This is a genomic window from Rhizobium sp. 007 (assembly GCF_015353075.1).
Taxonomy (GTDB): Bacteria; Pseudomonadota; Alphaproteobacteria; order Rhizobiales; family Rhizobiaceae; genus Rhizobium.
Window position 1 is genome coordinate 1,343,994 of the sequence record NZ_CP064188.1, and the last position, 13,629, is coordinate 1,357,622.

The 13,629-nt window shown below is 60.1% G+C and carries 14 protein-coding genes and 2 pseudogenes; 14 read left to right on the forward strand and 2 right to left on the reverse strand.

The annotated features are described in order from the left end of the window. The first annotated feature begins 242 nt into the window (after positions 1-242). The 13 genes from ISN39_RS27430 to dhaK all read left to right on the forward strand — a co-directional run bounded on the left by ISN39_RS27430 (position 243) and on the right by dhaK (position 12,045). Positions 243-1,568, forward strand: coding sequence for an ABC transporter substrate-binding protein (locus tag ISN39_RS27430; RefSeq protein WP_194731222.1), 1,326 nt, complete (start codon positions 243-245; stop codon positions 1,566-1,568). A 101-nt stretch (positions 1,569-1,669) separates the two neighbouring features. Further along, entirely contained in the window at positions 1,670-2,635 is a 966-nt protein-coding gene (locus tag ISN39_RS27435) for a sugar ABC transporter permease (protein ID WP_194731223.1), read from the forward strand. Further along, positions 2,632-3,585: a carbohydrate ABC transporter permease gene (locus tag ISN39_RS27440; RefSeq protein WP_074071804.1), complete on the forward strand. Its 954-nt coding sequence runs from the start codon at positions 2,632-2,634 to the stop codon at positions 3,583-3,585. Before ISN39_RS27435 ends, ISN39_RS27440 begins: the two co-directional genes overlap by 4 nt. Continuing rightward, positions 3,582-3,794, forward strand: a complete 213-nt coding sequence (locus ISN39_RS27445) for a hypothetical protein (RefSeq protein ID WP_092588047.1) — start codon at positions 3,582-3,584, stop codon at positions 3,792-3,794. Before ISN39_RS27440 ends, ISN39_RS27445 begins: the two co-directional genes overlap by 4 nt. A 3-nt stretch (positions 3,795-3,797) precedes the next feature. Next, complete coding sequence (locus tag ISN39_RS27450) at positions 3,798-4,895, forward strand: ABC transporter ATP-binding protein (protein ID WP_194731224.1); 1,098 nt, start codon at positions 3,798-3,800, stop codon at positions 4,893-4,895. Then, positions 4,888-5,895: an ABC transporter ATP-binding protein gene (locus ISN39_RS27455; protein WP_194731225.1), complete on the forward strand. Its 1,008-nt coding sequence runs from the start codon at positions 4,888-4,890 to the stop codon at positions 5,893-5,895. Before ISN39_RS27450 ends, ISN39_RS27455 begins: the two co-directional genes overlap by 8 nt. A gap of 51 nt (positions 5,896-5,946) precedes the next feature. Next, entirely contained in the window at positions 5,947-7,602 is a 1,656-nt protein-coding gene (locus ISN39_RS27460) for a dihydroxyacetone kinase subunit DhaK (protein ID WP_194731226.1), read from the forward strand. 28 nt (positions 7,603-7,630) lie between these two features. Continuing rightward, complete coding sequence (dhaL, locus tag ISN39_RS27465) at positions 7,631-8,245, forward strand: dihydroxyacetone kinase subunit DhaL (protein WP_074071799.1); 615 nt, start codon at positions 7,631-7,633, stop codon at positions 8,243-8,245. Continuing rightward, entirely contained in the window at positions 8,242-8,643 is a 402-nt protein-coding gene (dhaM, locus tag ISN39_RS27470) for a dihydroxyacetone kinase phosphoryl donor subunit DhaM (RefSeq protein ID WP_074071798.1), read from the forward strand. The genes dhaL and dhaM overlap by 4 nt, the downstream gene beginning before the upstream one ends. Further along, positions 8,643-8,987: an HPr family phosphocarrier protein gene (locus ISN39_RS27475; protein WP_194731227.1), complete on the forward strand. Its 345-nt coding sequence runs from the start codon at positions 8,643-8,645 to the stop codon at positions 8,985-8,987. The genes dhaM and ISN39_RS27475 overlap by 1 nt, the downstream gene beginning before the upstream one ends. Further along, positions 8,971-10,578 (forward strand): putative PEP-binding protein, encoded by a 1,608-nt coding sequence (locus ISN39_RS27480; protein WP_194731228.1) that lies wholly within the window; start codon positions 8,971-8,973, stop codon positions 10,576-10,578. Before ISN39_RS27475 ends, ISN39_RS27480 begins: the two co-directional genes overlap by 17 nt. Position 10,579: 1 nt before the next feature. Next, a complete protein-coding gene (locus ISN39_RS27485; RefSeq protein WP_194731229.1) occupies positions 10,580-10,990 on the forward strand; it encodes a hypothetical protein in 411 nt (136 codons plus the stop codon). A 59-nt stretch (positions 10,991-11,049) separates the two neighbouring features. Next, positions 11,050-12,045 carry a dihydroxyacetone kinase subunit DhaK gene (gene dhaK / locus ISN39_RS27490; RefSeq protein ID WP_194731230.1) on the forward strand — a complete coding sequence of 332 codons (996 nt, stop codon included), beginning with the start codon at positions 11,050-11,052 and terminating at the stop codon, positions 12,043-12,045. Between the two features lie 221 nt (positions 12,046-12,266). On the opposite strand, the pseudogene ISN39_RS27495 reads toward dhaK, so the two are convergent. Then, a pseudogene (locus tag ISN39_RS27495) lies at positions 12,267-12,475 on the reverse strand (S8 family serine peptidase); the annotation flags it as partial. Between the two features lie 41 nt (positions 12,476-12,516). Between ISN39_RS27495 and ISN39_RS27500 the strand changes: the two are divergent. Continuing rightward, a pseudogene (locus ISN39_RS27500) lies at positions 12,517-13,236 on the forward strand (anti-sigma factor); the annotation flags it as partial. A gap of 39 nt (positions 13,237-13,275) precedes the next feature. Here the strand turns inward: ISN39_RS27500 and ISN39_RS27505 are convergent. Beyond that, a complete protein-coding gene (locus ISN39_RS27505; RefSeq protein ID WP_194731231.1) occupies positions 13,276-13,617 on the reverse strand; it encodes a hypothetical protein in 342 nt (113 codons plus the stop codon). Positions 13,618-13,629 lie beyond the last annotated feature (12 nt).

Genomic DNA, 13,629 nt, shown 5'->3' on the forward strand with positions numbered 1-13,629 from the left:
TTTCGAAACGTCTCCTAAAGCCCTGACATTGTCCCTGCGGCACTTCCTTTAGTGCAGCTACGACACCTTTCGGTCGGCGCAGGCGCTAAGGCATGCACCGCGGCGATTTTGTCGCTTGCATTGTTTACTAAAATACGTTTTACTAAACACATTGCTAAACATGAATTGAGGAGTTCATGTGAGCATTCCTTAGAAGTGGGTGAAGTTGCGACGCCGGTGGGAGCCGGCCTTTGGAGGAACTTATGCAAAAGAAATCGAAAGCCCTTCTCGGGCTGGCCTCGGCGCTCATGCTGTCGTCGGCTTTGCCCAATCTTGCAATAGCCGATGAACTGACACTCTGCTGGGCCGCCTGGGACCCAGCCAACGCGCTCGTGGAACTGTCGAAGGACTTCACGGCCAAGACCGGCACGACGGTGAAGTTCGAGTTCGTCCCATGGACGAGCTATGCCGACCGCTTTCTGAATGAACTCAACTCTCACGGTAAGCTCTGCGACCTGATTATCGGCGACAGCCAGTGGATCGGCGGTTCAGCGGAGAATGGACACTACGTCAAACTCAACGACTTTTTCGACAAGGAAGGCATCAAGATGGATGACTTCGTGCCGGCAACAGTCGTCGGCTACTCCGAGTGGCCGAAGAATACCCCGAACTACTGGGCGCTTCCGGCCATGGGCGACGTGGTCGGCTGGACCTACCGCAAAGACTGGTTCGAGCGTCCGGAACTGAAAAAGGAATTCAAGGAGAAATATGGCTGGGATCTCGCCGCGCCGAAGACCTATGATCAACTGAAGCAGATTGCCGAATTCTTCCAGAAGCGCGAGATCGACGGAAAGACCGTCTACGGCGCTTCGATCTATACCGAGCGCGGCTCGGAGGGCATTACCATGGGCGTGACCAACGTCCTCTATGATTGGGGCTTCCAATATGACAACCCCAAGAAGCCCTACGAGATGGAAGGCTTCGTCAATTCACCGGACGCGGTAAAGGGCCTTGAATTCTACAAGTCCCTGTTTGATTGCTGCACGCCGCCGGGCAGCTCAAACGTCTACATGGTCGAATCCGCGGATGCCTTCAAATCCGGCCAGGTCGCCATGCAGATGAATTTCGCCTTTACCTGGCCCGGCCTTTACAAGGACGAGAAAGTCGGCGGCGATCGCATCGGCTTCTTCCCGAATCCTGCCGAGAAGGCGCACTTTGCCCAACTCGGCGGACAAGGTATCTCGGTTGTCTCCTATTCCGACAAGAAGGACGCCGCGCTTGAGTACATCAAGTGGTTCGCACAACCTGATGTGCAGGCCAAGTGGTGGGAGCTCGGCGGCTTCTCCTGCTTGAATTCCGTCGTCAACGCGCCCGGCTTCGCCGGCAGCCAGCCCTACGCTCAGGCGTTCCTGGACTCCATGGCGATTGTCAAGGATTTCTGGGCCGAACCGAGCTACGCGTCGCTTCTCCAGGCCATGCAGAAACGGGTCCATAATTATGTGGTCGCCGGCAATGGGACCGCTCAGGAAGCGCTCGACGGCTTGGTGAAGGATTGGACCCAAGTGTTCGAGGACGACGGCAAGATCTAGTGTCCGGCTGGACACGCGGAATTCTTGTCTGGACGGCGGCCTGGATCGGCAAAAGAGCCGGGCCGCATGATGTCTCACATACGCAGAGACCAGGTGACATCTTGAACATCTCCAATTCCATCGTCGAGAAGGCAGCGGATGCGACCGCAAAGGTAACGCCGATTTCCGTGGTCCGGCGCGTCCGCGGCCTGTCCGATCGAGCAATAGCATGGCTGTTTATCGCGCCCGCCATCGTCCTGCTGCTCGCGATCAACATCTTTCCGCTCATCTGGGCAATCTATCTTTCCTTCACGAACTATCGAGCCAACCGGCCGAATGCCGCTGTCGAAGGGGTGGGTTTGAGAAATTACGAGCGCGTCCTAACCGATCCGGACATCTGGCAGGCGATGCAGACGACAGCGCATTTCGTCTTCTGGACGATCGTCCTGCAAACGGTTATCGGCTTCACACTCGCCTACCTGATCGACCGCAAATTTCGCGGCCATGCCTTCTGGACGACCGTCATCCTGATCCCGATGATGCTGTCTCCGGCTGTTGTCGGCAATTTCTGGCGTTTTCTCTACGAGCCGCAGATTGGCCTTTTCGCCTATGCGGTCTCCTGGCTCAGCGGCATTCCGACGTCGGATATCCGGATGCTCGGCGACGTTTCGCTTGCGCCTTGGGCGATCATCATCGTCGACACCTGGATGTGGACGCCCTATGTGATGCTGATCTGCCTCGCCGGCTTGCGCTCGATCCCGGACTATATCTACGAGGCCGCGGAGGTCGACCGTGCCTCGGCATGGCGCCAATTCTGGTCGATCACGGTGCCGATGGCGCTGCCTTTCATCATGCTCGCCGTCCTCTTCCGCGGCATCGAGAACTTCAAGATGTTCGACATGGTAACGCTTTTGACCGGCGGCGGACCAGGCTCGGTTACGGAGGTCGCCTCGATCACGCTGAAGCGCGCGGCCTTCGAGAGCTGGGCCACCGGCCGCGCTTCCGCCTTCGCTATCGTTCTCTTTGTCGCGGTGTTCGGTCTCGCCAACATCTACGTCAAGGCTCTTAACAAGGTGAAGCAACGATGAGCTCCGCGAACTCCGCCCATTCGGTCGTTGAGCCGAGCTTCACCAGCAAGCGAATCGCCGGCGCAATCGTGATCCTCTACGCGCTGATCACTCTAATACCGCTGGTCTGGATTTTCCTGACCAGCATCAAGTCGCCGCCTGATTCCATCAGCTATCCGCCGAAGATCGTCTTCACACCGTCGCTTGAAGGCTATTGCAATCTTCTGACCACGAGAACGCGGCAGACGCCTGAATACATTGCTTCCTTGCCCGAGCCGACGGGCACCTGCGATGAGGTGACCCGCAAGCGCAACATGGTGATCGCCGGCCCCTCGAATTTCTTGCCGCGCTTCGTCAATTCGCTGGTGATCGCGTTCGGATCTACTTTTCTCGCCGTCTTGCTCGGCACGATGGCCGCCTACGGCTTCTCGCGCTTCCGGGTGCCGCTCGCCGACGATCTTTTGTTCTTCATCCTGTCGACGCGCATGATGCCGCCGATCGCCGTCGCGATCCCGATCTACCTGATGTACCGGGAGCTTGGGCTGTCCGACACGGCATTGGGGATGATCCTGCTTTACACGGCGGTCAATGTGTCGCTCGCCGTCTGGCTGCTCAAAGGCTTCATCGACGAGATTCCGCGTGAATACGAGGAAGCCGCGATGATCGACGGCTACACCCGGCTGCAGGCCTTCCGGAAGGTCGTGCTGCCGCAGGCAACGACCGGCATCGCCGCAACCGCCATCTTCTGCCTGATCTTCGCCTGGAACGAATATGCCTTCGCCGCACTTCTGACATCGGGCAGCGCGCAGACCGCACCGCCATTCATCCCGACAATCATCGGCGAAGGCGGGCAGGACTGGCCGGCCGTTGCAGCGGGAACCACCATTTTCCTGATCCCGATCCTGGTCTTCACCATTCTCCTGCGCAAGCAGCTGCTGCGCGGCATCACCTTCGGAGCGGTCCGCAAATGACGCACCTGATCGAAACGCCCCGCCCTGCCCGTCCGAAACGGCCTTTTTTCCTGCGACGCGGTCCGATGGAGAACATCGCAACGGTGGTGATTGCGGCAGGTTTCCTGATGCTGTTCCAACCCTTCCTGCTGGTGCTGTACACCTACTCGCTGGTAACACTGCTTATAGGAACAGCGATGTTCATCATCGTCTCGAAATTTGCGGAGTGAACCATGGCGGAGATCAGAGTAGAAAATATCCGCAAGCAGTTCGGTAGCTTCGCTGCGGTCGAAGGCTCGAGCTTCGTCGTCCTTGACGGTGAGTTTCTCGCCCTGCTCGGGCCATCCGGCTGTGGCAAGACGACCACCCTTCGCATGATCGCCGGCCTCGAACTGCCGACCAGCGGCAAGATATACCTCGACGGCGAGGACGTCACCTTCAATCGCGCCAGCGCCCGCGACATTGCCTTTGTCTTCCAGCTCTTTGCGCTCTATCCGCACATGAATGTGCGCAAGAACATCGGCTTTCCGTTGCTGTCTCAAGGGATGCCGAAAGCGGAAATACGTGAACGCGTCCAGGAGACCGCCCGCCTGCTGCAGATCGACCATATTCTCGACAGGTCCGTCTCCGGGCTTGCCGGTGGCGACCGCCAGCGCGTGGCGCTCGGCCGCGCCATCGTTCGGCGCCCGAAATGCTTCTTGATGGACGAACCGCTCGGTACACTCGATGCGGAGTTCCGCGAGGTCATGGTTCATGAGCTGCGAGAATTGCACAACCGCATCCACGCGACGACGGTTTACGTTACGCACGATCAGCATGAGGCGATGGCGATGGCCGACAAGATCGCCGTCATGAACCATGGCGTCATAGAGCAGTTCGGGACGCCGCAGGAAATCTACAGCAAGCCTGCGACCATGTATGTCGCGGACTTCATCGGCTCTCCGCCGATGAATTTCATGCGCTTTACCTCCGGCCTTCAGAAGGGAGACCGATCCATCTCTCTTGATGGCGTCGATGTCGCCGTTCCCGAGGTTCACCAGGACTTGAGGGTAGGCGAGCTGGCGCTTGGCGTGCGGCCGGAGCACATCCGCTTCAGCGATGTCTCCGCCCTGCGCGGCGCCGTCTATGGCAGCGAGTATCTTGGAACAAATCAGATCGTGGCGATCGAAACCCGCAGTGGATTGATCAAGGCCCGCGTTCCGGCAAACCGTAACTTTCGCATCGGCGAAACGGTTGGTCTCGAATTCAACCCTGTCAATCTTGCGCTCTTCGACTGCCAGTCGGGCCGTGCGGTCGCTTCATCGCTCTATTCGGAGGTCCGGCATGGCTGATGTCGTTCTCAAAGACCTCAACATGCGTTTCGGCGACACGCAGGCGCTCAGCAACTTCGATCTTGCGATCCGCGATGGCGAATTCGTCGTGCTGCTGGGGCCGACTGGGGCCGGCAAGACGACGACGCTTCGCCTGATCGCCGGCCTAGAGCGGCCCGATAGCGGCCGTATCGAGATCGGCAGCCGCAACGTCGCTGGCCAATCCCCGGCCGACCGCGACGTGGCTTTCGTGTTCCAGCAATATTCGCTTTATCCGCATATGACGGTTTACGAAAACCTTGCCTTTCCTCTTAGGGCGCCGGTTCGAAAGTTGAGCAACGACGAGATCGATCGGCGCGTTCGCGAGATTGCGCAGATGGTGAGGATCGATCATAAGTTGGAAAATCGCTCGACCCGTCTTTCCGGCGGAGAGATGCAGCGCGTCGCAATCGGCCGGGCGCTGGTGCGCGAACCCGCGATCTACCTCATGGACGAACCGCTTTCGTCTCTCGACGCCAAGCTTCGGGCGGAGCTTCGGCTGGAACTCAAGCGCATCCAGAAGGAACTGGGCTCGACCCTTCTCTATGTGACCCACGACCAGGTGGAGGCCATGACGATGGCGGACCGCATCGGCATTGTCGCGGAAGGCAGGCTCCTGCAGGTCGGCACGCCTCGGGAAATCTACGGCAATCCCGCCAGCCTTCATGTCGCAGCCCGTCTCGGACAACCGCATATCAACCTGCTGCCTGCCGATCTACTTCCTGGCGGAAGTCCTCCCAAGGGTACGAAGACAATCGGTGCACGCACTGAGCATCTCGACATCATCGTCGGCAAGGATGCAAACGCAAAGGTCGACTGGATCGAGCACCTGGGCGACCAGAACCATCTGCATATCCGTGTTCGTGATCACAAGCTCGTCACGCTTGCGGATCCATATCTCTCAATCAGACCGGGCGACAGGATTAATCTTACACTCCGCGACCCGCTCTATTTCGACGCGAGCGGACAGCGGCTCGCTTGAACGAAGAAACTGAACCAAGGCAGGCATGTAAAAACAGACGGGTCTCAATCAATGAAACATTTCTTCAATCGTCGGAAAGACATCGTCACAGAAGCTCTGGACGGCCTGCTGCTCACAAGCGGCCCGGACCGCCTTGCCCGTCTGGACACATTCCCCGAAATCAAGGTGATATTGCGCGCGGACTGGGGCCATTCGAAAGTGGCAATCATTTCAGGCGGCGGTGCGGGACATGAGCCTTCGCACGCCGGTTTCGTCGGCAAGGGCATGCTGACGGCAGCGGTATCCGGCGAGATCTTTGCTTCGCCAAGCGTCGACGCGGTCCTGACGGCGATCCGCGCCGTTACCGGACCCAGGGGAGCCCTGTTGATCGTCAAGAACTACACCGGAGACCGCTTGAATTTCGGCCTCGCCGCCGAAAAGGCTCGCGCCGAAGGTTTCGACGTTGAGATAGTCATTGTTGCGGACGACATCGCGATCCCGGATATCAACCAACCGCGCGGCGTCGCCGGCACCTTGTTCGTTCACAAGATTGCCGGATATTACGCAGAGATCGGATCGGATCTGAAGACGGTCGCCGCACACGCTACATCCGCAGCAACCGACATCGTCTCGCTCGGGATGTCGCTTTCGACCTGCAGTGTACCCGGCCAGTCGCATGAGGACCGCCTTGGCGCGAACGAAGGCGAACTTGGCCTTGGTATCCATGGGGAACCAGGCGCCGAACGTATCGCACTCCAACCGGTCGCCGATATCGTTGCCACTATGACCGAGCGGCTTGCCGCAAAGGTGGACGATTCGCGAAGCCACGCCCTGCTCATCAACAATCTTGGCGCCGTCCCGCCCCTCGAAATGGGTGTGATCGCCAATACCGTCCTGTCTTCCTCCTTCGCACGCTGCGTCAAATTGATTATCGGGCCGGCGCCAATGATGACGGCGCTCAACATGAATGGTTTCTCGCTCTCGCTGATCCGGTTGGATGGCACCCGCGAGGCGGCTTTGACGGCGCCGGTCGAACCCCATGCCTGGGTACCTGCAGTCGAACATCATGGGATCAAGGTCATTGCGGCTCCCCAAACAGGCGCCAATCCGAATGGAACAGCCGTGGCCAGCGACGACGACCCGAGCCGTCGCCTGATAACAGCACTCTGCGAGCACCTGATCTCGCTCGAACGCGAGCTCAACCGTTTGGACGGCCGCGTTGGCGACGGAGACACTGGCTCCACGGTCGCAACCGGCGCTCGCAGCGTGCTTGCCCGCATCGACACTTTGCCGCTCAAGGAGCCCGCCGCCACTCTGGCTTCGGTCGGCGACATTCTGAGTATCAGCATGGGGGGCTCGAGCGGCGTTCTGCTGTCGATCTTCTTTACCGCCGCAGCCAAGGCTATGGCGGTAAAAGCCGATATCGCCGCGGCCCTTCTTGCCGGGCTCGATCGGATGACGTTTTATGGTGGAGCCGGGATCGGCGACCGCACGATGGTCGATGCGCTGGCCCCGGCGCTCGCAGCCCTCACCTCCGGCAGCGTCGCGGCGGCCGCGAAGGCGGCCGTGGCAGGTGCGGAGTCGACGAAGGCGATGAAGAAGGCAAAGGCCGGACGCGCCTCGTATGTCGGAGAGAAGGATCTGGAAGGCGTGCCGGATCCCGGTGCGGTGGCGGTCGCGGGCGCATTCGAGGTCGCGGCAGCCATTGCGGCGACAGCCATGGCGTAAAAACGCGCCGCCGTTGGGAGGATGCGAGGTGCAGGCAGAACCGGTGCTTGTTTTGGGACTGATCGAAGCTTGCCGGGCGGTCATCACGGCAAACACCGATCATCTTTGCGCGCTTGATTGCGCGATCGGCGATGGCGACCACGGCAGCAACATGCAGCGCGGATGCGAGGCGGTGAGCGCGGAAGGGGCTGCCCTTTCCAGCCTCCCCTTCCCCGATGCCGTGGAGAAGATAGGAATGACTTTGGTGATGAATGTCGGCGGTGCTGCGGGTCCTCTTTACGGAACATTGCTGATGGAAATCGGCCGGGAGCTGCGCGCCCGGGACGGGACTGCCGATTTTCCGATCGTGCTGAAAAAGGCGATCGATGCGGTTGCAAGGCGCGGACGTTCGCATGCAGGCGACAAGACGCTGCTCGACGTGCTCTATCCGGTACAGGATGCGCTTGCCCAATCTTCGACGCTGATCGATGTCGCGCGGCGCGCCGAACTCTCCGCCAATCTGACCGCCGCCATGAAGGCCATGCGCGGCCGCGCGTCTTATCTCGGCGATCGTTCGATCGGTCATGTTGATCCGGGTGCATCAAGCTGCGCGCTTTTGACCACGGCTATCTGCCATTATTTCGGGGAGAACGATCGAGTATGACGACTGGAACTACCGCAAACGTCGGAATCGTAATCGTCTCCCACTCGCCGCTGGTCGCACGAGGTATTGCCGACATGGTGCGGCAGATGGTGGGTGACTGCGTGCCGCTCGCCTGGTCCGGAGGCAATGTTCGCGGAGAGCTCGGCACTGACGCTGGCGGCATCCTGCGGGCAATTGAAGCGGCCTGGTCGAATGCAGGCGTCGCCGTCTTCGTCGATCTCGGCGGGGCGGAAACGAACAGCGAGATGGCGATCGAGATGCTCGGCACGCCGCGGTCGGCGCTCGTTGCGATCTGCAACGCCCCTTTGGTGGAAGGCGCCGTCATCGCGGCGGCGGAAGCCTCCGGCGGTGCTTCGCTGGCAAAAGTCGTCGCCACAGCCGAGGAGCTCTCACCCTGATGAGCAGTGAATTGCGAATAGAGACGACGGAGGCCAAACGATTGCATGTCAGCTGCCAGACGGACGTGGAAGTCAAGCATGGCGTTGGACTGCACGCGCGCCCGGCCGTGACATTCACCCGGCTCGCAAAGTCGTTCCCATGTTCGATCGAAGTCGCGGTGAACGGCAGCGATGTCTGGCTGAACGGCAAGAGCATTATCAAGATCATGAGCGCCAGAATCCGCAAGGGATCGGTTCTACGCATAAGAGCTGACGGCATTCTGGCGGAAGAGGCAATCAAGGAATTGAAGGACCTCGTCGAACGCAATTTCGACGAGGACAAGAAACATGGCCGAACGGCATAGCCTGAAAGCAACGAGCGCTTCTTCCGGCGTCGCCTACGGACCGGTGCATGTAGCGGAACTGCCTCGTGCCACCCCCTCGTCTCAACCGCAGTCCGCTTCAGGATATCAGGCGCTCATCGACGCCATCGAAGCATCGGTCGGCGAGCTTGAAGCCCTTGCCGGGAGGTCGGACGCCGAAAGCCGGGACATCATCGATTTCCAGATCGAAGTTCTTCGCGACCCGACGATAGCGGAGACGGCTGAAGCGCGTATGAATGCCGGAGAAAATATCGTCTTCGCATGGGCGGGTACGCTCGACGACTACATCGGCGAATTGGAAACGGCAGACGAAGAGCAGGTACGGGCGCGCGCCGTCGATATCCTGGACATCAAGAACCGTGTGCTCTGCGCATTGGCCGGAACACCCATCGCGGACTTTCCGGCCGGCTCGATCTTCGTTGGCAGGGATATGGAGCCGAGCCGCTTCCTGGCACATGATTGGTCGGGGGGCGGAGGCATCGCGCTCTTCAATGGCAGTGCCATCGGCCACGTCGCGCTGCTCGCACGGGCGAAATCGATCCCCATGGTCGTCAACGCTGGGCGTTTCGCCGTTACGGAAGGCGATTATATTCGTGTCGATGCCGACAGCGGCGCAGTCACCGTCCATGCCGACGGTGCAGGCGCCGAATCTGCTTCCCCGCAATCGATTTCCAGGTTCACGGATGGAGGTCCTTGTGACAATGGTGAGGTCTGCACGGCCGATGGTACGCGAATCCTGCTGTCGATCAATGTCAACGACCCGGCCGAACTGGACTCAGTTGAGCCGGTGACGACTGCAGGCATTGGATTGATGCGGTCGGAATTTGCGGTCTCGTCGGTCGCGGATGCGGCGAGCGAAGAGAAGCAGATTGTCATCTATCGTCACGTCCTGAAATGGGCGGCAGGCAAGCCGGTGATAGTCCGCATGCTGGATATCGGCGGCGACAAGCCGCTTGCCGGGCTCGGTGTGCCGCCTGCCGGACCCGAAACGGATCTGCGGGGCATCCGGCTTTTGCTCGCACACCCAGAAATTGCCCGCGTTCAGACACGCGCCCTGCTGCGTGCCGCAGTCCACGGCGATCTTCGCGTGATGCTGCCAATGGTGACCTTTCCGTCAGAGATCAACGAGATGCGGAGCATATTTCAGGAGGAAGCCGTGCGGCTCGCCAAACGCGGCATGCCTCACCTCATCCCTCCGATCGGCATGATGGTGGAAGTGCCGGCCGCTGCACTGATGCTGGACACCTTTGAAACCGCGGATTTCTTTTCGTTCGGAACCAATGACCTCACACAGCATCTCGCCGCTTCCTCTCGCGACGGCGCCAACTCGACGATCTTTGATAGCGCTACCATACCGGCGCTTTTTCGTTTTCTTGAAGGAGCGATGCAATTTGCGGCAAAGGGCGGCAAACCTGTCAGCATCTGCGGAAACATCGCGGGCGATCCGCAATGGCTTCCGGGATTGCTGGCGATCGGCTTGCGGCACTTTTCCGTGGCGCCCGTACAGCTTCCCGCGATAAGATCGGCGATCGTCGGATTGAGAGCCGATGGCACAAAGGCAGCCGGAGAGTAAAATGGCGCGCGACGACACCGAAGACGCCATTATCGCCTACAAGTCCATCCTGGCGCAGATCATCGACAATCGCCCCTCCGGCACACGCCAGCGGCTTGCCAAGGAGCTCGGAAAACACCGAAGCTTCGTTACGCAGATCACAAGCCCGACCTATGCGACACCGCTGCCGGCCCGGCATCTGGCGACGATTTTTCGAGTTTGCCACTTCAGTGCCACCGAACAGGAGCGTTTCTTGAACGCCTATCAAACGGCGCATCCGGGAAAACTTCCGGAGCTTGGCTATTCCGAAAAGTTGCGGCAACTTTCCATCATGGTTCCGGATTTCGGCGACGAGAGGAAGAACCGCCTGCTGGAGGAGGCGATCTCCGATTTGGTGCAGAAGATCGCCGCGCTTTCCGGAGGAACGGATTGATCGGTATTTCGCGGACCGGCTGAGGACCGCAAACATATCGCCGCCTTGGGGAGGGCTGGATGAAGAAGTTCATGAACACTGCGGAAACCATGGTCGCCGAAAGCCTGGAAGGCTTCGTGCGCGCCCATGGGGAATTCGTCGTGTTCGGCGCAGGGCGAAAATGCGTCCGCCGTCGACACTTCACACCAGGTAAGGTCGCACTCATCTCCGGTGGGGGCGCCGGTCATGAACCTATGCATATCGGATTTGTCGGCAAGGGAATGCTGGATGCGGCATGCGTCGGGCATATTTTTACCTCGCCGACGCCCGACCAGATCGTGAGCGCCATAGAGGAGGCGGACACGGGTGCCGGATGCCTGCTCATCATCAAGAATTATGACGGCGACATCATGAACTTCGAGATGGCGATAGAAATGGCCGCCCACCGGCACAGGATCGAAACTGTCATAGTCAGCGACGATATCGAGACGGGGAGAACCGGCGAAGGCCGAGGACGCCGCGGCGTTGCAGGCACACTGGTCGTCGAGAAAATCATCGGTGCGGCTGCGGAACGGGGCCTGCCGCTCGAGGAATTGAAGCGGATCGGCGACCGGCTGAACGGACGTATCCGGACAATGGGGGTGGCGCTTAGCGGAGTCACGATACCTCAGATCCAGCGCACGACATTTTCAGTGAACACGGACGAAATGGAAATGGGCGTCGGCATCCATGGGGAGCCGGGCCATTCGAGACAACGCCTCCTGGCCGCCGACGCCATCATCCGTCATCTGTGCGAAACAATCTCCGCAGACATCTCCATCCAGCCGGATACGAAGGCCTTGCTCTTCGTCAACGGCCTTGGCGGCACGCCGCCGGCCGAACTCTACCTTGCCTACAACGCAGCTCACCGTTTCATGGAAGAGCGGCTGATTCACATCGAACGCGCGCTGGTTGGCACCTATGTCACCTCGCTCGATATGCAGGGCCTGTCGGTCACACTGGCTTTGCTGACCGACGACGAGATCGCCTTATGGGACTCGCCGGTGGCAACGGCAGCGCTGCATTTGTCGCCGTGACAGGGCATGCCGCCGTCTTACGCCGCCCCCCGAGCGATCCTCGGCGCAGTGTTCAAGGGACGGCATCAGTCGCGAACTTGCGGGTGCCGTTCTAAATACCTCCGCGCGATTTTTAAAGACGTCGCGATGCTGGAAGTCGCTGGTCTGGTCGTGCGCCGAAAGCACGCGCAACGCCCGCCCAATAGGACGGCCGTTACATGCCGGAGTTGATGGTTGGACCCTCACGCCCCGCAGAGCGCGCGCGCGTTCAGGAGCCCCCACCCGAAGATCGGATCCTTACCGGGTTCGCCGAGATCTTCAGCGCTTCGCGAATGCGCTCGGGGGCAAGATCAGGACTTGCGCCTTTCATCCGCGCGGCTGCCGCGGTGAAAAAGGGCGCCGCGAAAGAGGTACCGGTTTTCGTTCGCCCACCGCTGACGGATGCAGCAGAGTTGGTACCAGGCGCGACGCTGATCGCTGTCGATCCATTTTTCGGCGGCCGAGATTGAACGTGCCATGGAGACCGATGATGAGCTCGTCCCCCGCGTGGCATTTTTCCTGGAGACACGAGCAGCGGCACAGACGGCGCTGGAACCGCTTTTGGACGAGCCGGTTCCGGCCGAGCTGACCCAGGCAATCGAAGCCATGGTTGCAAAAAAGAAAGCCGCCGATCAGGGTGCTGCATCCGTGATGCCATTCCGGCGACGTACAGCGAACGATCAGGTCGTCGCCCGCCGCTGGTTCACCCCGATCGCCGCGTCGCTTACCGCCATTCTCGGTGGATTGGGCGGGTATTTGCTGGCGCAGTCCGAAGAGCCAGCCTCGGCCGGCCTTCACGTTGCCGGGGTCAGCGCCTCCGCGCTCAACGAGGCCCTGGCAACGGTTGTTTCCGGCGAGGAGCGGCAGTTGGCCGGTTCCAACCAGCGGTTCCGGGCAATCGCAACCTTCCGTGACAATGCGCAGGCGCTTTGCCGCGAGTTCGAAGTCGATTCGCCCGATCGCTCAACTGTGGTTTCGGTCGCCTGCCGGTCCGGTGCGCAATGGCGCGTGGCGTTCGCAGTGGCTGCTGCTGGCGGCAGCGGCGGCTATGCGCCGGCTTCATCCACGGATGCGCTCGAAGCCTACCTTTCAGCCATTGATGCCAAGCCGCCGATGGAGGCGTCCGAAGAGGCGAAGGCGCTCGCCGAAATCCGTGACGGGGCGCAAAAGTAAAAGCGTTCGGAAGTCGGGAATAGAACCTTGTGCCGCCCGTTACTCTGCCGGACCGGAGCAGCCGGTCCTGTTTTCAAAAGGAGTAACTGGCATGAAAAAATCCTGGAAACTGAGCACGGCCCTCGTCGCCGGCGTCGCGGCGCTGGCAGGTTCTGCCGCCGTACAGGCCAAGGAATACACGACGATACGCCCTGACGGCGGGAAACAGTCGAGCAGCCACAGCGACGCTGCAATCGTCGTTGCCGGCAATAGCTCGTCAAATTCGAGTTCGAATTCATCAAGCAATTCGAGCTCCAATTCGTCTTCGAACAGTTCATCGAATTCTAACTCGAACTCATCGTCGAACCGTTCTTCGAATTCCTCTTCGAACAGTTCTTCCAATTCGAACTCGAG